The sequence below is a fragment of the Streptomyces sp. A18 genome (assembly GCF_059026065.1).
Window position 1 is genome coordinate 372,119 of sequence record NZ_JBWLKL010000004.1, and the last position, 18,416, is coordinate 390,534.

The following is an 18,416-nucleotide window of genomic DNA, read 5'->3' on the forward strand; positions in this document are numbered from 1 at the left end:
GCCGGTCCATCCTGGGGGCGGGGCCGCGCCGGTATGTCCGTCCTCGCCATCGTCCGGTGGCCGCGTAGCTACTTCGGCGGACGAGTCCAGCGAACCGTGCTCCGGGCAGACGTACCGGCACGTCCCCTCCGGTGCGCTCCCGACTGCAGCGATTCGCTGGTCGCTGCGGGGCAATCGGGTGTGAGTGGGCGGGAGAGCTGGTTCGGCGCGAGGCGGACGTGGGGGCCCTAGCTCCGACCCCCCGGCAGGGACTTGCGCGCCCGGTACGCCCGCATCTTCGCCCGCGCCCCGCACACCCCCATGTCACACCACCGGCTCCGCCCGGCAGGGCTCCGGTCGTAGTACGCCCAGTGGCAGTCCGGGGCTTCGCACGCCTTGAGGCGCTTCCATGTGCCGGCGGCGACCGCCTCCGCGATGGCTGCCGCCACCCGTGACACCAGCGGCCCGGGGTCGGCCGGAGCGAGCGACGCCGAGCCGTCCTCGGCGTCCACCCTCACCAACAGCGGCGCCCCGGCGAGGAGTTGGGACAGCGACGGCGCGACCGCATGCGGCCCGTGCCCCGCATGGGCGAGGCACGCCACCCGCAGCGACTCCCGCAGCTCCCGCGCCGCCGCCAGCTCCCCCGGCGCCGCTGAGATGCCGAACGGCGCGCGCCCCTCCGCCGAGTCCAGCGCGTCCGCGCCCGACTCCAGGTCCAGCGTGTTCACCAGCGCCTGGACCAGAGCGAGGCCTCCTGGAGCAGGTGCTCTGTCATTCATGCTTGCGACGTTACCTCCAGTGCGGGAGTATGCAGTAACCGTTACCGGCAGCTCCATCGCTCCGGTAACTCGCCCGCGAACGAGGAGAAATAGTCATGCCCCTCGCCAAACTCGGCGTCGTCGTACTCGACTGCCCCGACCCCCTCGCGCTCGGCAACTTCTACGCGGCCGTCATCGGCGGCACTCCCCAGGACGACGGCGACGGCTGGGTCCAGCTCGAAGGCCACGGCGGCACCCCGCTCGCGTTCCAGGCCGCCCCCGGCCACGTACCGCCGCAGTGGCCCGAGGCCACGCGCTCCCAGCAGTTCCACCTGGACCTCGAAGTGGAGCGGGCACAGCTGGACGCCGTGGAGAAGGAGGTGCTCGCGCTCGGCGCCACCGCGCTCGACGCGGAGGACAGGGAGCGCAGCTTCCGGGTGTACGCCGATCCGGCGGGTCACCCGTTCTGTCTCTGCGCCTGCTGAACCCGGCTGGAGAAAGGAACGCCCATGACACCCGCACCCGTAGGAAGCCTGCGCAACATCGTCCTCGACTGCCCGGACCCCCGCCGACTCGCGGAGTTCTACGGCCAGTTGCTCGGCGGTGAGATCGAGGCCGGCACCGAGGGCGAGGGGGACTGGGTCACCCTCCACGCCCCCGGCGGCCTCCGCATCTGCTTCCAGGAGGCGCCCGGCCACCGCCCGCCCGCATGGCCGCACGCGGATTCCGGCTCGCAGCAGGTCCACCTCGACATCGACGTGGGACCCGCCGTCCAGGACGTCGAGCGCGCCCAGGAGCGCGTACTGGCCCTGGGCGCCAAGCCGCTCGACCTCGACGACGACAACGGCGAGCGCGACTTCCGCGTCTACGCCGACCCGGCAGGGCATCCGTTCTGCCTCTGCTGGATCCCCGCCGACTCAGGGAGTTGAGGCCTCCGCCCGCTGCCGCAGCCTCTCCCGCGCCGCGCGTGCCGCGAAGTCCGCCCCGCGCAGCGCCCGTTGGACGTTGCCCCACGTCAGGCGCGCGAGGTCGGCCTGAGGCCAGTCGCGGTCGATGAGCTCGGCGACGAGGTGCGGGTAGCGCGAGGTGTCGGCCAGGCCTTCGGGGTGCGTGGCCGAGGTGTCGTACGTCCCCGAGAGGCCCACGCACTCCGGGCCCGCGACGCGGCGTACGTGATCGAGATGGTCCGCCACCTCACGTATCGAGGAACCCGTCTGCTCGGCCGCCAGGGGCACCAGGCACAGGCCCTTGGCGGCACCGAGCGCGGCCAGCAGGTCGTCCGGGAGGTTCCCCGGGGCGTCCCGCAGCGCACTGGCCCCCGCGCGGGTGAACAGGGCCGGCGCCTTGGAGACGGCGAGCACCCGGCGCGCCGTGGCCTCCGAGGCCCCGGACAGCTCGGGAAGCACCCCGATCCGGTTCAGCTCGCGCACCACCTCCTCGCCGAACGGGGTCAGCCCGTCCTCTCCGGCCCATGACGTACCGGAGAGGGTGAGCGAGCACAGGCCGAGGGCGTGCAGCGCGCGCAGGGTGGCGAGCGAGTCGCCGAGCGCCTCGGCGCGCGCCGGGCCGATCAGGACGGCGATGCGGCCGCAGTTGCGGGCGTCGGCCACCTCGGACGCCGTGCGGGCAAGCCGCAGGCCTTCGGAGTGGCCGCCGACGACATGCTTGACGAGGTCGATCTGCTCGAGGGTCGCGCCCAGGACGTGGTCGGCTGTGCTGCCGTCCGGGACATACGCGGACCAGAACTGCGCCCCCACGCCTCCCTGCCGCAGCCGCGGCACATCGGCGTCCACGCCGCTTTCGCCCAGCTCCAGGTCGTACCAGGGCAGTCCGCGCAGCGCCCAGGGCAGTCCGCTGTAGCCGTCGGCCACGGGATCCTGGGCGAGCAGGGCGCGGGCACGCCGGAGCGGGTCCGCCACGGGCGCCGGCTCGGCTTCGGGCGCTGCTTCGGGTGTGGGCACGCCCACCGGTTCGGGGTCGGATATCGGTGGTGGCTCAGGGGCCCGCGCGGAGGTCCGGTCAAGCTCCCCGGCTTCGGCGGTGGCGTTCAGTTCGACCTGCAGGTCCGCCATGGCAGTGCTCCGGAGTTCAGGGTGGCAGTCGGGTCAACCGTGACACGCGGGAGCCATGGGTTCGCGGCGGGCGAAGCGTTCGAGGTACGAGGCAGTGATCGCGGCATGCGAGAGGGCCCCGCCGATCCACCGGCGGGGCCCTCCCGTGTGACGCTCACCCGTCTCAGTCGCTGGAGACGGTGACCTTCTCGTCGTTGTTCAGCTGGTTCACCATCTGCTTGACCTTGGCCTTGTCCCACAGGAGGTTGCCGCCGGTCGAGCCCGCGAGCGGCATGTTCATGGACTTGCCGTCGCCGCCCGTGACGCCCTTCATCGCCCAGAACATGGACGCCACGTCGAGCAGGCCCATGTCCTTGTCGACGATCAGCGTGTCCAGGCCCGCGCTCATCGTGGGGTAGAGCTTGAACGGGTTCATGACGGTGCCCGGCGTCGCCGCCTGGTTGGCCAGGGCCGCGAGGAACTTCTGCTGGTTCTTCGTGCGGTCCAGGTCGCTGCCCGGCAGGGCGTACCGCGTACGGACGAAGGCGAGGGCCTCCTTGCCGTCCAGGGTCTGCTTGCCCGCCTCGAAGTCGGCGCCGGACTTCTCGTCCTTGAAGCCCTTGGGGATGTCCATCTCGACGCCGCCGACCGCGTCCACGATCTCGGCGAAGCCGCCGAAGCCGATCTCGGCGTAGTGGTCGATCTTCAGGCCGGTGTTGAACTCGACGGTGCGGACGAGCAGTTCGGGGCCGTCCTCCGCGTACGCCGCGTTGAGTTTCGTCTGGCGGCCCTGGTTCGGGTAGAGCTTCCCGGACTCGGCGCCCTTGAAGGAGGGGATCGTCACGTTCGAGTCGCGCGGCAGCGAGATCATCGTGTTCCCGCCGTCGTCCGCGACGTGCAGGATCATCATCGAGTCCGTGCGCTTGCCGTCGGCGGAGCCCGTGTGGAGGTCCTTCTTGTCCTGGTCGGACATGCCCTCCCGGCTGTCGGAGCCCACGATCAGGTAGTTCGTGCCCGCGCCGCCCTCGGGGCGCTCGATGACCTTGGAGAGGTCGACCTCGCGCTTGAGCTTGGAGTCGGCCCAGAAGTACGTGCCGATGGAGATCGCGAGCAGCGCCACGACGAGGGTGATCGAGCCGATCTTGATGCGGCGCCGCCAGTTCGGCGCGGGGCGCGGGGCGCGGGTGCCGTACCCGTCGCCGCCGCCGTTGCCCTGGCCGCCGCCCGGTGAGCCGTAGACCTGGCCGGTGTTGTAGCCGCTGTCGTAGCCGTCCTGGCGGGGGCTGCGGGGCTCGAACATGTCGTCGCGCGCGTCGCCGTACGGCTGGCCGTACCCGTCGTCGTACGTGGGCTGCTGCGGCACACTCCCCTGCTGCTGGCCCGGTCGGCCGGACGGGCCGCCGCGCTGGACATGCCGCATCACGCGGGCACCCTCGGGCTGGGTGTTCCCGCTGCCGCGGCCGTATCCCCGGCCGCCGCGCTGCTCGTCAGGCCAATCGCTCATGTGGCCCAGTGTGCCGTCTCTGCCTACGTGCCTCACAGGGCAGACGGGAATTCGGTTCAGGGCTGTTGCAGAGCTGATGCAAAGCGGCCGAGGCAGGCCAGGACATTCGTCCGACTTAGGGTAGAGCCCATGACAGACCTGGCCCCTGGCGCGGAATCGGAGATTCCGGGCAAGCCGACTTCGGCGTCCCGCACGACTCTCAGCCACATCATGACCAACAGCGACACCAACCTCCTCGGGACGGTGCACGGCGGCGTGATCATGAAACTGGTGGACGACGCCGCGGGGGCTGTCGCCGGACGGCACTCGGGCGGGCCCGCGGTCACCGCGTCCATGGACGAGATGGCCTTCCTGGAGCCGGTGCGGGTCGGCGACCTCGTCCACGGTTGATCCCCTAAGACATAAACACGCTGACCAGCGCGGATAGGTCGCAGGTAACCGGGGAGGCCCCGGCGTCACGTTCAGTGCACCGGGGCCTCGTCGTCTCGCGCGAGAGGTGGCGTACCGGGGCGTTTACGCTGGTTCCATGACTGATCACGCCCCCATAGACGCTGGAGACGACCCCTCCGGCAAGCCGACCGCGGCCTCGCGCACCACATTGAGCACGATCATGACCGCGGGTGACACCAACCTCCTTGGGACGGTTCACGGTGGCGTGGTCATGAAGCTGGTGGACGATGCGGCGGGGGCGGTCGCGGGACGGCACTCGGGCGGGCCCGCGGTCACCGCGTCCATGGACGAGATGGTGTTCTTGGAGCCGGTTCGCGTCGGTGATCTCGTCCACGTGCACGCACAGTGCAACTGGACCGGGCGCACGTCCATGGAGATCGGCGTACGTGTGATGGCCGAGCGCTGGAACGAGTCGACGCCCGCGCAGCAGGTCGGTTCGGCATATCTCGTCTTCGCCGCCGTCGACGCGGACGGCAAGCCGCGCAGCGTGCCGCCGGTGGCTCCGGACTCGGAACGGAACGAGCGGCGGTTCAAGGAAGCGCAGATTCGCCGTACGCATCGGCTGGCCCGTCGCCGAGCCATCAAGGAACTGCGGGCGCAGCAGCCCAGCGACGACTGAGCGGGTACGGCGAGAGCCCCCGGAAGACAGTTCCGGGGGCTCTTTGTGTGCGCGGAGGGTCAGAGCTTCGCGTGCCATTTTCCGCGGGCGAGGACGGTGTGGCCATTGGGGCTGATGAAGACGCGGGCGCCGCGCACGGGAAGTTCCCCAGTGGCGAGCCAGTCGTGACGGATGGCATCGAGGATGTCCCAGAGGCGGCGGGGGCCTCCCTGGTGAACGGTGGGGCGGTCGGTGCCCTCGGCGGTTGCGCGGGCCCATGAACCGTCGGGGTGGGCCATGACGGCGGTGCGGTGCCCGTCGTGCTCGCGGTACTCGTGCACGATGCCGGGTGCCGTGACGCTCAGCATCGAATCGAGGTCCCATGCCTCGGTGACCTGTACGACGGGATAGGGGCCTGTCGTTGTGTCCTCGCCGTCCTGGTCGCGGGCGACGGCGAGCAGTGGGGAGAGGTCGGGCGGGTAGTCGTCGCCGTGGCGTACGGACATGAATCCGGCGCGGTCCCAGAGCACGCGGCCGGTGGCGCCGCCTTCGTCGTCCTTGTCTGCGGCGACGAGTAGGGAGGTACCTGCGATGGTGGTGACGAGTCGGCCACCGCGGCAAAGCGCGGTGAGCCAGCTTCTCGGGATGGAGCGGACCGAGACCATCGACACGATGCGGTCGGTGCTCTGTGGCGCGACGGGGAGTGACCCGGTGGCGTCGACGGTCTCGACACGGGGGCCGAGGCCGATGGTGTCGAGTCGTTCGCGTGCGGTCTCGACGAGGTAGGGGTCGACGTCCAAGCTCGTTACCTGCTCGGAGTGCAGACGGCGGGAGGCGAGGGCCGTGCCGTAACCGGTGCCGGTTCCGACGTAGAGCAGGTGGTCGCCGTCTTCGAGGTATGCGTGTCGCAGCATGTTGACGACGAGGCTCGGCAGGGTGGCGGAGGACGTGGGGCGGCCGGTGGGGTGGTCGTCGGCCTTGGCGCGGTCGGCGTGGTGCGGGCCGACGCGGGTCACGAGTGAGGTGTCGCGGTACGTGGCGGCGTACCACGTGCCTTCGTCGTGCGGCGCTTGCAGGGTCCATCGGTCGTCGCCGCGCTCCCACCAGCGGGGTACGAACAGATGGCGTGGAGTGCCGGCCACGGGGTCGCGCCATCGGGATGAGCGGTGGGCGACGTCCTCGGCGAGGGCTTGCGCGTGTGGTCTCCAGTTCACGCGGTGGCCTCCAGGGAGAGAGGGGCGGCGGCGGGGGCGACGTCGTCGGGGAAGTCGGGGAGGCAGGCGTCGGAGTTCGCGGGGTCGCAGTCGTCGGAGTCGTCGGGGGTGCATGCGCTGCGGGGCGTGGGGATGGTCGCTGTGATTTCTGACCATAGGGCGTTGTGCAGGATCTCGGGCAGGGGCTGTTCGCGGACGTTCCCGGCTTCTAGGAAGCGGGACAGGATGCAGCCGGACACGTTGCCGTCGGGGTCGATGGATACGCGGTGGCGGAAGCAGTGGCCGCAGAGTTCATCGACGGTGGGGATGGTGCCGGGGGCGGCGGCACGGCCGACCTTGCGGGCGCGGTCGGTGTTGACCCGTCGTACGCCGAGGGCGCGTAGTTCGGCCTCGGCTTCTGTGACGCGTTGACCGGGGTTGACCTCGACGATTCCGACGCGCAGTGGGATACCGCGGTCGAGGGCTTCGAGGATGTTCGCGCGGGTGCGGCCGTGGCTGCCCTTGCCCTGGGTGATCCGTTCGTGCTGCTCGGCCTGGTCGGAGTAGTAGGACGTGGCCAGGGTGACGCGGGGGTGGTCGAATGCGCGCCATAGGGCGGGGCGAATGTGGGTGAGGTTGCTGTAAACCTCGACGGACAGCCCGAGGTCCGTGGCGAGTTCGATGTAGTGGGGCAGGTGGGGCGAGCGACTGGGTTCGCCTCCGATCATCTGCACGGTTGGAATGGCCAGGCCCGCGACGTCGCCGATGACTTCGCCCCAGTTGGCGCGCGTCATGAGCCCGGAACTCACCTTGGGGCCAGACATGGTGCAGCAGTGCGAGCACTGGAGATCACAGGTGCCGGTGATCTCCAGCTCGACAGAGCGGATGGTTTCGAGGGCGTTCATCGTGCGTCCTCTCGGTTGGGGTGCACGGCCCGGCTCGGGGTGAGCGCGGGTCGCCGTTGGGCCCGCGCCCCTACCGCAGGAAGGGCCGTTGCGGGGGAGCCTCGACCGGTCGACCGCGGTAGGGGGCGGGAGCCTTGGGCGGCGGTAGGTAGCCGCGCGCGTGGGTGAGGATGGGCCGCGCTGTGAGTGCGTAGCTCGTTTGGTCGTCTGTGACGGTGAAGGCGTAGAGGCCGCCGTCGCGCATCGCGGTGAGCGCCTGGTCGTGCTCGGCGACGTCAGTGGGCCATGCCCGCAGGGCGGTTGCCGGGTCGAGGGCCGGGTCGGATGCGGCGACTCGCAGGGCACGCGGCGGCATCCACTGTGTGTCGAGGGGCGGGTCGATCAGGTCGGCTAAGCGCGATGCCTGGGAAGTGAGCCAGCGGAGGGCGAGGCGTGGCGAGGGTGCGGCGTACCCGGTGAGCAGCCACTCGCGGGCGCCGTTCACTGCCGGTTCGGCGAGTGTGCACTCGCACCACAACCCGTCGTGGGCCGGTGGCACGTGCACCTGCCAGGGCGGGCACATGAGGGCCGTCACAGGTACGCCTTGGGCTCGGCGCGGCAGGGGCGCGTGAGGTGCTCGCGGTAAGTGAGGTGTGTGGGGTGCTTCTTCAGGTGCTCGAACACCCAGTCGAGGGGCTCGGCGACGTTCTCGACGGTGGGGCTGGCCTCTTCGCAGTGCGCGCACTCCATGCAGTGGGTGACGGGCTCGGCGTCCGGTTCGAGGTTTGGCGCGAGGTGATGCTCGCGAAATGCGTAGATGATGCTCTTCATCCGAGGTCCTCTCCCCGGAGGAACGCTAAGTGCGCGTTGATCTTGCGCTCCAACTCGTCGACTGCTGCCTCTAGTTGCGGCGGTGGCACCCAACCAGGGGTGGTCGTTTGCTCGGTGTCTTCCTGATCGTCTGGCACCGGCTTTTCGTGGCGCGGGTGGTGGTCCATCGGGAGACCTTCAATCAGTGCGGCGCCCTGTGCATGACGGCACCTGTCCCATGCACTCAGTCGCGAAGCGAGTGCATTACGTCACATCCAGAGTGCTCCCGAACTCCCCCTGTCTGCAACCCAGTCACTCAAAAAATGCAAAATTGCACGGCGTCGTTGACGATCCGGCATAGCGTGCACGGGGGCGGTAGCCTCACGATCACGCAGGCGGCAGACTGGCCAGTAAGGGGAAGGGGGTAGGGCCGTTGAGTGCTCCGACAGTGCGCAGGAGGCGACTGGGCGCGAAGTTGAAAACCCGTCGTGACGAACTCGGTTGGACGTTGGAAGACGTCGCCGAGAAGAGCGCCGGGCGTCTCAATACGGCGAAGGTCAGCAGGATTGAAGCTGCACGCGTCGCAGCCCGACAGGCCGATGTCGAGTTGCTGCTCGATCTGTACGGCATCGACGATGCGGAACTTCGCTCTGCCCTGCTCGCCCTCACGCGCGAGGGCGCTCGCCGCGGCTGGTGGCAGTCGTACCGCGCCGTCCTGTCACCGGTATACGAGGATCTGATCTCTCTTGAGGCTGACGCAACGTCGGTGCGCACGTGGCAGATAGGCGTGATTCCGGGGCTTCTCCAAACGGGTGACTACGCCCGCGAGTTCATGACGAGTATCGGTATGTCGGCGGCGGTCGAGGAGAAGATCGATGCGCTTGTCGAGGTCAGGCTCGCCCGTCAGGCCGTCCTGACCTCTCGCGAGGCCCCACTCACCCTGTGGGCCATCATCGGAGAGGGCGCACTACGTACGCAGTGTGTCGGGCACGGCGTCATGCGGGACCAACTCGCCCGCCTGCTCGCGCTGAGTCGGCGCCCCAACATCAACATTCAGATCCTGCCGACCGACGCCCCGCCCCATGTCGGGCAGATGGGGTCTTACTCGATCCTCGGGTTCGAGGATCACGTCGATCTCGATGTCGTCCACGTGGAGAGCCTCACATCGGCTCTCTACGTCGAGGACACCACGCAGGTGGGCGACTACCGAGACGCGTTCGAACGATTGCGCGCCGCTGCTCTACCAGTTGAGGCGTCTGTAAAACGCATCGCAGAGATGAAGGAAGAACACACATGAGCCACCACATCGCCGACGCTTCGTCTCTTGCCGTGACGTGGTGGAAGTCGTCTGCGTCCGGTACCCAGTCCGATTGCGTCGAGGCGGGAATCGTCGACGACCAGGTCGTTGCCCTCAGGGACAGCAAGCGTCCCACCGGCGCGGCTCTTCTGCTCGACCGTGGCGCCCTTCGGGCGTTCGTCGAGGGCGTCAAGGCCGACCGCATCTGACCACAAACACGAAGAACGCCCCCCGCACAGCCGCGAACGGCTGGGCGGGGGGCGTGGTGCGTCTATCGGGCGGCGAGCTGCCACAGAGACAGGGTGAGGCCGGTAAGGGCGACCAGGGCCGCGACGGACGGAAGGGGCCACCGTGCCCGTTCGAGGGCGTCGAGGCGGGCCGTGTCGCGCTTCTGGCGTTCGGTCTCGCCCCGCTCGACGGTGTCGAGTCGGGTGTCGTGGTCGTCGATCCGGCGCGTGTGCTCCTTGATCGCTTCGTCGGTCTGGTCGTGGCGCTGCACCAGTAGCGCGAGGGCGCCGTCGGTGCGGGTGAAACCCACCTCGATCGTCCGCCTGATTCTCTCCAGTTCCAGCGCGACCGCGGCCGGGTCGGACGGCGAGGGCGAGGTCGTCACGGCGCGGTGGGCTCCTTGGCGTCGTCGACCAAGCCGAGGCCGACCCGGTCGAGGATGGCCTCGACGCTTGGCAGGGCCATCACGCGGGCGAGGCCGCCCGCGACGGCGAGGCCGCCGGCCACCCACGGCAGGGAGTCGGGCACGCCGGACGCCTCGACTATGCCGGGGAGGGCGACGGCGAACGCCACGACGGCTTGCATGACGGTGCGGACGGTGCGCTTGTTCTCAGGGGTCATGGGGGTGCTCCTGTTCGTGTACGGGCCCGCCCCACGGTGCGCTGACCAGGGGGCGGGTGAGGGGTGAGGGGCCTACCTGGCGTAGGCGAGCCGGTGCAGGGCGGCCCAGCCCTTCGGGCCTATCGCGGGGTCGTGGCTCTTGCCCGCGGCGCGGTACTTGGGGTGGGCGTCATGGAACTTGGCCACGGCCGTTTGGGTCTGCGGGCCGTACGCGTCGGCCTCGGGCACGCTCTTGGCGAGGAATCCGGCGGCCTTCAGCGCGCGCTGAAGCGGCTTGGCGGACGGGCTCTTACGCCCCGGTGCGAGGCCCTTGGGGAACGGCGGCGGGGTGTACGGCTTGGGCTTGCCCGGCGTCGGGGGCTTGCTCGGCGTGGTGTCGTCGAGCAGCTCGTCGACACGGGCGCGGATCTTGGCCATGGTGAGCGCGGGCCCGCCCTTCTTGCCGACCGGTCCGCGGGGGTCGACCTTGCCCGGCTGCCATTCGAGGTGACCGATCACGGATTCGGCGCCCCACCCGTGCTTGCGGCAGATACCGGCGGCGGCGCGGGCGATGGCCTCGACCTGTACCTCGGGCCACGGGTCGTCGCCATCGCCGAGATTGACGCACTCGAAACCGTAGAAGTAGCGGTTGCCGTCGGTGTTCGCCTCGTTGTCGGCCGGGGGCGCGCGTTCAGCGGTGACGGCGGCGAGTACGTCGTCGTCGCCGAGCCCGGCATGGTTGGCGCGGCCGTAACCGACCAGGTGCACGCGCCCGCTCTTGTCGATGACGCCGTGACACAGCGGGCCGGGCAGTGCGGCGTGTCCGGCGCGGCACAGGGCGACCGAGTGCGCGGTGCCGGTCGTGACGGTGTGGTGAATCATGATGCCGCGCATGGGCCCCCAGGGGCCTTTGTGGTTGCGGTTGTGGCGCATCCAGTCGCCGACGCCCACGACGTCGACGCCCTCGCCCTCGATGGCGTCGCGGAAGGCGGTAGCGGACAGGGGCGGGGCCATAAGCAGTCTCCAGACATGAAAAAAGCCCCGGCGCGATGCGCGGGGCGTACGGGGTGGGGTGCGATCAGGCGAGGTCGGTCGCGAGGGTCTGCGGGGCCGGCGACTTGTCGTCGAGGGCGCCGCCGGTGAACTCCGAGCCGCGCCAGTCGTTGCCGTAGCGGGCAACGTTGCTGCACGTGTTCGTCGCGGAGAAGCCGTTCAGTGCCTCGTTGCCGCTGCCGTTGGGGCGGACCTTGTTCCCGGACAGGGAGATGGACGATGCGGTACTGCTCAGGCGGATGCCGTAGTACGTCGCATTGGCGGAGCGTCCGGGGCTCTTGATGTAGCTGTCGCGGATGTGGATGTTGGAACCGTCCTGGACCAGGACGCCGTTCCCGCCGGGGTAGAGGACCTGATTGCCGGTCAACGACGTGTGCGTGCATGTGACAGCGGTAATGCCGTGCGCGCCGGGGGTGTAAATCTGGTTGCCGGTCACGGTCCCGTTGTCGGCGTTCTCCATAGACACGGCGGTGCCGTCCACACTGGCGAGCGCGTTTCCGGAGATGGCGAACCGCTGTACCTGCTGAAGCCGGATGCCGTTCTGCCCGCTCGTTGAGCCGTCGATGGCGTTGTCGCCGATCGTCAGGTTGAGGATCTGGCCGGACGTCTCGCCGAGCGCGACGATCGGCTCGTCGTAGCCACCCCCGCCGCGGAAGGTGCAGCCGGTCACGGTCAGGTTGCGCATGCTCTGGCTCGCGCCGGTCTGCGTGCCGTCGGGCCGCTTGGTGTCCTCGGGGTCGGTGAGGATCACCGCGCGGAAGCGCACCCCCGAGCCGCAGCTCGCGAAGGTGCAGCCGGTGACCGTCGTGTCTTCCCAGTTGTAGGCGCTGACGCCGTACTGGGTGACGCCCTCGAACGTGCAGTCCGAGACCCGGACCCTGCGGTGGTACTTGGTGATCGTCGCCGAGTGGCTGCCGATTCCTCGCGGCCACGCGGTGGTAAGGGCCGTGCCCGATGCTCCGAAGTAGCAGCCGGTGATCAAGACGTCTTCGCACGCAGTGTGGTCGTAGGGACCAAATCCGCCGAACACTCCCGTGGACTTGGCGAGGTCGAGCTGTACGGCTTCGCTGAAATCCCGTGCTCCGGGGTCGTAGTAGCCCAAAAAGCGGCAGTTATCGACCAGTGCGCGTTTCGTCGAGTTCAGCTCGATGGCGTGATAGCCGGACACGTCCCGGATCTCAAGATCTCGGATTGTGACGTCACGAGCGTGCCCGATGCTGATGCACATGGCCGACGCGGTTAGGCCCGGCGCGGTCCCCTGGCAGTCCCAGACGCCCCCCTCAACCGTGATCCCGCCGTGGCCGGTGTATCCGGCGAGGTTCTGCGTGGCGTCGCCGTTGATGAGCATGGTCTCGGCCGCGCCACGCACGAACCTTGCGCCCGGAAGCAGAGTCAACCGCGTGTTGCGATAGATCCGCAGCGGCAGCGAGGAGAGCAGATACGTACCGGGCGGAACGATGACCCAGCCCCCGCGCAACTTGGCGGCGGTCAAAGCCGCTTGGATGGCGGGGGCGTCGTCTACAAATCCGGTGCCGACGGCCCCGTATGCGGTCACCGTGAGGGACTCCGAGAGCCTTTCGAGCATGTACTGAAGGCGTCCTGCGGTCATCTGCATGCCGGGGAGCCACTGAGCTACGGGCGTGGACAAGAAACCTCCTTAGGCAGGGTTCGATGGGGCGTGTGACCGAGTCGTGGCTGTGCCGTTCGGGTGGGCGTGGGGCGGGCAGGCCGTAAGCCGGGTGGCCGATATCAAGCGCACGCCATTCACTCGATCGAGCTTCCGAGCCAATTGGGGGGTAGCAGGCGTGGGAATCTGTCTGGTGAGCGGCTCCCACTGCGGCGTATGAGTGCCGCGTCCGCGCTTCGTGGAGGTTCCTTTGCGTCCAGTACACGCGTTCCTGGGCATGGCGATCGTTGCCACCGTCTTGACGTCAACAGCCCCGGCTGCCTACGCGGTGAGCACGACGGGCCCTTCCTGCTCGAAGGCTAAGGCGGAGCTCGCGCGGGCCGAGCGTGAGCTCAACGCCGTGAAGTTGATGCCTCACCCAGACCAAGAGGTGTTGGAGAACGCTGAGAACGATTTCAATTTGGCAACCTCGGATGTTGTCCGAGCGTGCGGATTCGATGGGCCCAGGTAGACGAAGCAACGCGACCCGCCGGGCCCTCCCTAGAGGGCGGCGAGGGCAGGGCGGGCGAGCTGCACGGCGGCGCCTGCGGGATGGGTGAGGGCGAGGCCGTCGGTGCCGCGGGTGACGCTGAATGTCTGGCGTCCGGCGGTCGCGCTCGGCGCGATGGCCAGCACTTCGAGCCGCTCGCCGCCGATCTGTAGGTCGGTGGGGAAGGCGCCGGGCATCTCGCCGTCGAGGCTGGGCCGCAGGGTGAGCCGCGTTGCGGTCAGGACGTCGGTCGTGGGCGGGAAGTCGGGCACGGTGGCCGCGATGTTGGCGAAGGCTGCGCCCGCCGGTGCGGTGAACGCCTCCTCGAACCAGGTCCATGCGCCCGCGGTGACGGCCTGGCTGCTCGCCGCGGTGTCGAGGTACTCGCCGGCCGCGTCGAACCAGTTGATGTCGAGATCAATCACGCGGGCCGAGGCGGAGTGAAGCCAACCGCTCACCGTGTAGGCGAGGGCGGCGGTGACGGGCAGGAGATCAGAGCCGACGTTGGGGTACTCCTCGACGCCGTCGGGAGTGAACTGCACCGACCAGGCCCCTATGCCCGCGCCCCGGTCGGGGGTGGGCATGCGGGTGAGGGTGCCGCCGTATCCCGTCCACTGGTCGAGCCCGTCGGCCATGTCCGGGTTGGTGTTCAGCGGCAGCGCGGCCACGGGCCACGTGGGGCCCGCGGGGACGGTGGCCTCGAACGTGGTCGCCGCCTCGTCGAGCGCGGCGGCAAGTTCGGTGCCATCGGTTCCGACGGTGGCGTATTCGGTGTCGTCGAGGGTGGCGACCAGCCAGGGCCCGCCGGGCGAGCAGGTGAACGTGACCTCCCACGTGCGCACGCCGAGGGTCTCGGTGTAGCCCTCGACAAGCAGCTCGATCGTGCCGGGCGGGAGCCACGGCGGCGGATTCAGGATGCGGGCGCGGGCGCCGACATCGACCGCGGCGACCATCTCGGCCAGGTGCGGCGCCTCATGCAAAGCGACCGACACGGACGGGTAGCGCGCTTCGTCCCACGTGCCGCGGTGCAGCCCCCACCACGCGTAGGGCGAACACTGATCGTCGGAGAACAGGTTCAGGGTGCGGCTGTCGGTGTAGCGGCCGATGCCGTCCGGCGGGGGCAGGACCGACAGCGGGCCTGATTCACACACGGCCCGCGCCGAGGACCCGCCCGTCCGCTGCACCGTGACGTCGTTGCGTACGGCCTGGTCGTCATCGACCGGTTCGAGAGGGGCGATGACCTCGCGGGCCGCGTAGTCGAGGGTGAGCGCGGGCGCCTGTGTGTAGAGGGTGGCGCGGGTGCGGTAGGCCAGAGACAGCGCGTCGCGCTGCTCGTGGAGCGTGCCGCCGTCGGCGTCGGCGGCTTCCTGGAAGAGGTCGAGCAGGGCGGCGACGGGCTGCGCACCCAACCGGGTACCGGCCGCGTTGGGGCGCCCGGTGTAGACGAACGGGATCTCTTCCTCGGCCGCGATGCGTTGCAGTCGGGTGGACAGGCTCTCGCCCGCCCATCCGATCAGGGCGCGGCCGGTAGCGCTGTAGGCGGCGGTGGTGTTGGCGAGGACCACGTGTCCGATGGCGACCTCGCCCGCTTTGCCGCCGCCCACCCCGATGTGGGTGATCCGGCGGACGGCGTTGTGGATGGTGTCGCCGCTCCACGCCGGGACCGTGCCGCCCTCGTAGGTGTAGGTGTCGAGGTCGACGTAGTAGAGCCGCCAGTCGGTCACCGGACCGGCTTCTATGAGGTCAAGGCCGATGTTGACCCTTCTGCCGAGCAGGGAGTTCCCGCCAGTGATCACGCTGGTGAACAGCAGGCCCAATGCGTTGCGGCCGTACATGGACAGCCGTCCGTCGGGGCGCAGGGTGATTGTCCACCGCGTGATGAGTCCGGTGGTGGCGAATGAACAGAGCACGGTCTCGGCCTCGGGCGCGGTGTCCGGGAAAGCGGCGAAGAACCGCAGGGCGCTTTCCCCGGTCGTCGGGTAGAGGGGCACGGTGCCGGTGGCCGCACCCTCGCCGAGCGTGGGCAGCGCATCGGATGCCAGATGACCGCTGTAGGCGGCCGGTTTGATCCCGGTCATCGTGATGCGCATGGGGGCCGTGCCGGGCAGCGCCGACGCGAACTCAGTCGCGCCCGAACCGTCCTCAAGCGGCCAGTACGCCACGATGGATGTGCGGGCGGGGTTGGAGAACTCGCGGCGCATCGCTGATTGCAGCGGCGCTGCACCCTGGCCCAGACGGCGCAGGATGCCCGCGGCCGTCACCGACACACTCACGTCGTACGGGGTGCCCCACTTCACGGGCCATCCGGGGACCTCACCCACGAACCGCACCAGGCGCGGCCCAGCGGGGCCCAGCGGGGCGACGGACACACGTACCGGGGTGTTGCGCCCCAGGCGCCCGAACAGGTCGGAGCGCGGGTTACGCGGGCTGTAGCGGCCGGTGGTGTTGTCCAGGACGAACGAGCAGCTAGCCGCGTCGGTGCGGGCGCCCTCGTCGGGGCGCCCGCGCGTGATGGTGATGGGGTTCTCGGTGTAGACGTCGCCGGTGATGTCCAGCCACGCCCCGCCGAGTTGCAGCTCGACGCGCACGCCGAGGGGGTCATCAGGGAACGCCACGGGTGGCACCTCCTTGGGGTCTCAGGCGCCGAATGCGGTCTGTACGGAGCCGCGCCCGTCGACGCGGACCATGCGGCGGATCACGCGCTTCCACTCGGCGTCGGCGCCGGTGACGTCGAGGACCAGGCGCCCGCCGTCGGTCCCGCCAGTGCCCCCGGCAGTGCCGGTGTGGGCGGCCATCGCGGCGGCCGTGGCCTGTCCAGGGGTGGGGGTGGAGACGAGATTGCGCATGGTCCGATCGACCGCGCCCTGTCCCGACTCGATGCCGTCGACGACGCCCGCGGGAATCCACTGACCGATCTCCTGCGCCATGACACGGGAGGGGCTGTTGATGCCGAGCGCGTCAGCGATCGGCCCCGGAATCGCGGCCTTGGCCCAGCCGATCAACTTGTCTTTGATCCACCCGCCCATGGCCTTGATGCCGCTCCACAAGCCGCGCACGACATCGCGGCCCTTGCCGGTGAGCAGGGATGCGAGAGAGCCGATGCCGCTTGCGATGCGGCGGGGCATGCCGCGAACCCACGCGATGAAGTCCGAGGCTTTCTGTCCGGCGGCCGTGCGGAACGCCTGAAAGCCGCGCGAGGCACTGCCGCGCAGACTGGCCGGCAGACCGGACAGGGCGGAGACCGCGCGGCCCGGCAGACCAGAGAGCCAGACGGTCAGTTCAACGACCTTGGCAACCGCGGCATCCTTCGCACTGCCGAACCAGCCGCCCAGCTTGCCGGGCAGGCTGCCGAACCAGTTCAGGGCCGTTCCGATACCGGACACGGCCGCATCGGTCGCCGTCTGGATGAAGCCCCACGCTGCCGACCACGCCTGTTGCAGCCAGTCGGTCTTGGTTGCGATCAACACGACGATGGCGACCAGGGCGACAATCGCGGCGATGATCCAAAACACCGGGCTGGCGAACATGCTCGCGTTGAGCGCCCATTGGCTACTCGTCCAGATCGCGTTACGGGCGGCCACGACCGTTTGAGCCAGCGCCCACGCCTTCGTGGCCACGGTCACGGAACCGATGACCACGGCAAGCGCCGTCAGTACCGGGGTCGGAACCGCGCTTATCATCTGCGCGAGGTACAGGGCGAGTTGGACCGTGACGCCGAGCAGCGGTGAGAGGGCGACGAGTAGCTCGACGGCCGCGCCGCCGAGGCTGGCCAGGGTGGTGCCGCCCTGCTCGGCCAGGTCGAGGAAAGCCGCGAAGCCTGCGGAGTCGTCGAGCGAGGTTCCCCAGTCGGCGAATGCGGCGGACATGGAGACCAGGCCGCCGGTCACCCCCGCGGAGGCGGGCAGGAACGCTTGCAGCATGCCCGCGAACCCCACCGCGAAGTTCTTGATCACGGTGAGGATGTCGCGGAGCGCGGGTCCGGCGACCGCGGCTGTCTCGCTTACCCACTCCTTGAACTCCGCGGACTTGACGCCCGCTGAGACGTCGTCGAAGAACCCTGAGAAGGCTGTCGCGGCGGCCTCGACGAACGGGGTCAGGCTGGGGAGCAGGTCACGCAGGACCGTGATGCCCTTGGTGACCACGGGCATGGTCGTGGTCGACAGCGCGTCCGACCATGCTTTGTAGTCCGACTTCAGGCCGATGAACGCGGTTGCCGCATCCCGCGTCGCGGGCGGGAGTTCGGCGAGCGCGTCCGTGTATGCCTTCTGCTTCTCGGCCGCGTCCTCGGCGCCCTCGGCGGCGGCCTTCTCCGCCTCGGCGGCGAGGTCGGCGACCCCCTGTACGGCCTCCATCTGCGGACCGACCGCAGCAGAGAACGCCTTGACGGCCAGACCTGCGGCGAGGGCGCCCGCGGCCAGGCCGCCGAGCGCGGCCGTTCCGGCGGCCACCAGCGGGACCGCGCCGCCGACCAGGGCCAGGCCCTTGGCCGCGCGGACCGCGCCGGACCGGATGTTGTCGCCGAGCGCGCCGCCCATCGCGGCGGAGTCCGCGACGAACCGGCCGCGCAGGTCCCGCAAGCGGCCATCGGTGCCGCGGGTGAGTTCGTCGAGTCCGGCCCGCGTACGCGCGAGGCCGCGCTGTGCACCGGAATCATCAAGATCGATATAGCCGGTGAGTTCGCCGACGGTCAGCGCCACGCGCGCCCACCTCCCGTCGTGCTTGGTGGTGGGCGCGGGCCGCTACAGCAGCGGACTACCGCGGGGGTTGTTCAGGCGGTGCGAAGTGGCGCGAGAGCCTGCTCTCGGCCGAGAGCAGGCCGAAGATCCTCACGCGCAGCCATCGCCAGGAGCGGGCG

At 69.7% G+C, this 18,416-nt stretch carries 19 protein-coding genes; 6 read left to right on the top strand and 13 right to left on the bottom strand.

Going from position 1 to position 18,416, the window contains the following annotated elements; genetic code table 11:
* Positions 1 to 227 precede the first annotated feature (227 nt).
* The gene (locus AC5P1C_RS09700; RefSeq protein WP_493865279.1) at positions 228 to 758 is read right to left on the bottom strand and encodes a CGNR zinc finger domain-containing protein; all 531 of its coding nucleotides are present in this window, start codon (positions 756 to 758) and stop codon (positions 228 to 230) included.
* A gap of 95 nt (positions 759 to 853) precedes the next feature.
* Between AC5P1C_RS09700 and AC5P1C_RS09705 the strand changes: the two genes are divergently transcribed.
* Positions 854 to 1,222: a VOC family protein gene (locus AC5P1C_RS09705; RefSeq protein WP_493865280.1), complete on the top strand. Its 369-nt coding sequence runs from the start codon at positions 854 to 856 to the stop codon at positions 1,220 to 1,222.
* A 24-nt stretch (positions 1,223 to 1,246) separates the two neighbouring features.
* Positions 1,247 to 1,666 (top strand): VOC family protein, encoded by a 420-nt coding sequence (locus tag AC5P1C_RS09710; RefSeq protein ID WP_493865281.1) that lies wholly within the window; start codon positions 1,247 to 1,249, stop codon positions 1,664 to 1,666.
* Here AC5P1C_RS09710 and AC5P1C_RS09715 read toward each other — a convergent pair.
* Both AC5P1C_RS09715 and AC5P1C_RS09720 read right to left on the bottom strand, forming a co-directional pair.
* Complete coding sequence (locus AC5P1C_RS09715; protein WP_493865282.1) at positions 1,655 to 2,809, bottom strand: dipeptidase; 1,155 nt, start codon at positions 2,807 to 2,809, stop codon at positions 1,655 to 1,657. The two genes, AC5P1C_RS09710 and AC5P1C_RS09715, sit on opposite strands and share 12 nt — an antisense overlap.
* A 163-nt stretch (positions 2,810 to 2,972) precedes the next feature.
* Positions 2,973 to 4,292: an LCP family protein gene (locus tag AC5P1C_RS09720; RefSeq protein ID WP_493865283.1), complete on the bottom strand. Its 1,320-nt coding sequence runs from the start codon at positions 4,290 to 4,292 to the stop codon at positions 2,973 to 2,975.
* Between the two features lie 129 nt (positions 4,293 to 4,421).
* On the opposite strand from AC5P1C_RS09720, the gene AC5P1C_RS09725 reads away from it, so the two are divergent.
* On the top strand, positions 4,422 to 4,682 hold the full coding sequence (locus tag AC5P1C_RS09725; RefSeq protein WP_493865284.1) for an acyl-CoA thioesterase: 261 nt from the start codon (positions 4,422 to 4,424) through the stop codon (positions 4,680 to 4,682).
* A 136-nt stretch (positions 4,683 to 4,818) separates the two neighbouring features.
* A complete protein-coding gene (locus AC5P1C_RS09730) occupies positions 4,819 to 5,361 on the top strand; it encodes an acyl-CoA thioesterase (RefSeq protein ID WP_493865285.1) in 543 nt (180 codons plus the stop codon).
* A gap of 59 nt (positions 5,362 to 5,420) precedes the next feature.
* Here AC5P1C_RS09730 and AC5P1C_RS09735 read toward each other — a convergent pair whose 3' ends face one another.
* The 4 genes from AC5P1C_RS09735 to AC5P1C_RS09750 form a co-directional block, all read right to left on the bottom strand.
* Positions 5,421 to 6,554: a methyltransferase domain-containing protein gene (locus AC5P1C_RS09735; protein ID WP_493865286.1), complete on the bottom strand. Its 1,134-nt coding sequence runs from the start codon at positions 6,552 to 6,554 to the stop codon at positions 5,421 to 5,423.
* Positions 6,551 to 7,438 (bottom strand): radical SAM/SPASM domain-containing protein, encoded by an 888-nt coding sequence (locus tag AC5P1C_RS09740; protein ID WP_493865287.1) that lies wholly within the window; start codon positions 7,436 to 7,438, stop codon positions 6,551 to 6,553. Before AC5P1C_RS09740 ends, AC5P1C_RS09735 begins: the two co-directional genes overlap by 4 nt.
* Positions 7,439 to 7,508: 70 nt before the next feature.
* A complete protein-coding gene (locus AC5P1C_RS09745; RefSeq protein ID WP_493865288.1) occupies positions 7,509 to 8,012 on the bottom strand; it encodes a hypothetical protein in 504 nt (167 codons plus the stop codon).
* Positions 8,009 to 8,248, bottom strand: a complete 240-nt coding sequence (locus AC5P1C_RS09750; protein ID WP_493865289.1) for a DUF7848 domain-containing protein — start codon at positions 8,246 to 8,248, stop codon at positions 8,009 to 8,011. Before AC5P1C_RS09750 ends, AC5P1C_RS09745 begins: the two co-directional genes overlap by 4 nt.
* Positions 8,249 to 8,660: 412 nt before the next feature.
* Between AC5P1C_RS09750 and AC5P1C_RS09755 the strand changes: the two genes are divergently transcribed.
* Positions 8,661 to 9,524, top strand: coding sequence for a helix-turn-helix domain-containing protein (locus tag AC5P1C_RS09755; protein ID WP_493865290.1), 864 nt, complete (start codon positions 8,661 to 8,663; stop codon positions 9,522 to 9,524).
* Positions 9,521 to 9,733 carry a DUF397 domain-containing protein gene (locus AC5P1C_RS09760; protein WP_493865291.1) on the top strand — a complete coding sequence of 71 codons (213 nt, stop codon included), beginning with the start codon at positions 9,521 to 9,523 and terminating at the stop codon, positions 9,731 to 9,733. The genes AC5P1C_RS09755 and AC5P1C_RS09760 overlap by 4 nt, the downstream gene beginning before the upstream one ends.
* Positions 9,734 to 9,795: 62 nt before the next feature.
* On the opposite strand, the gene AC5P1C_RS09765 is transcribed toward AC5P1C_RS09760, so the two are convergent.
* The 6 genes from AC5P1C_RS09765 to AC5P1C_RS09790 all read right to left on the bottom strand — a co-directional run bounded on the left by AC5P1C_RS09765 (position 9,796) and on the right by AC5P1C_RS09790 (position 18,258).
* Positions 9,796 to 10,137: a hypothetical protein gene (locus tag AC5P1C_RS09765; protein ID WP_493865292.1), complete on the bottom strand. Its 342-nt coding sequence runs from the start codon at positions 10,135 to 10,137 to the stop codon at positions 9,796 to 9,798.
* Complete coding sequence (locus AC5P1C_RS09770; protein WP_493865293.1) at positions 10,134 to 10,373, bottom strand: hypothetical protein; 240 nt, start codon at positions 10,371 to 10,373, stop codon at positions 10,134 to 10,136. Before AC5P1C_RS09770 ends, AC5P1C_RS09765 begins: the two co-directional genes overlap by 4 nt.
* Before the next feature lie 72 nt (positions 10,374 to 10,445).
* A complete protein-coding gene (locus AC5P1C_RS09775; protein ID WP_493865294.1) occupies positions 10,446 to 11,366 on the bottom strand; it encodes an N-acetylmuramoyl-L-alanine amidase in 921 nt (306 codons plus the stop codon).
* 64 nt (positions 11,367 to 11,430) lie between these two features.
* The gene (locus tag AC5P1C_RS09780) at positions 11,431 to 13,053 is read right to left on the bottom strand and encodes a right-handed parallel beta-helix repeat-containing protein (RefSeq protein WP_493865295.1); all 1,623 of its coding nucleotides are present in this window, start codon (positions 13,051 to 13,053) and stop codon (positions 11,431 to 11,433) included.
* 519 nt (positions 13,054 to 13,572) lie between these two features.
* Positions 13,573 to 16,176, bottom strand: a complete 2,604-nt coding sequence (locus AC5P1C_RS09785) for a hypothetical protein (protein WP_493865296.1) — start codon at positions 16,174 to 16,176, stop codon at positions 13,573 to 13,575.
* A gap of 21 nt (positions 16,177 to 16,197) precedes the next feature.
* Positions 16,198 to 18,258, bottom strand: a complete 2,061-nt coding sequence (locus AC5P1C_RS09790; protein WP_493865297.1) for a phage tail protein — start codon at positions 18,256 to 18,258, stop codon at positions 16,198 to 16,200.
* Positions 18,259 to 18,416: the final 158 nt, after the last annotated feature.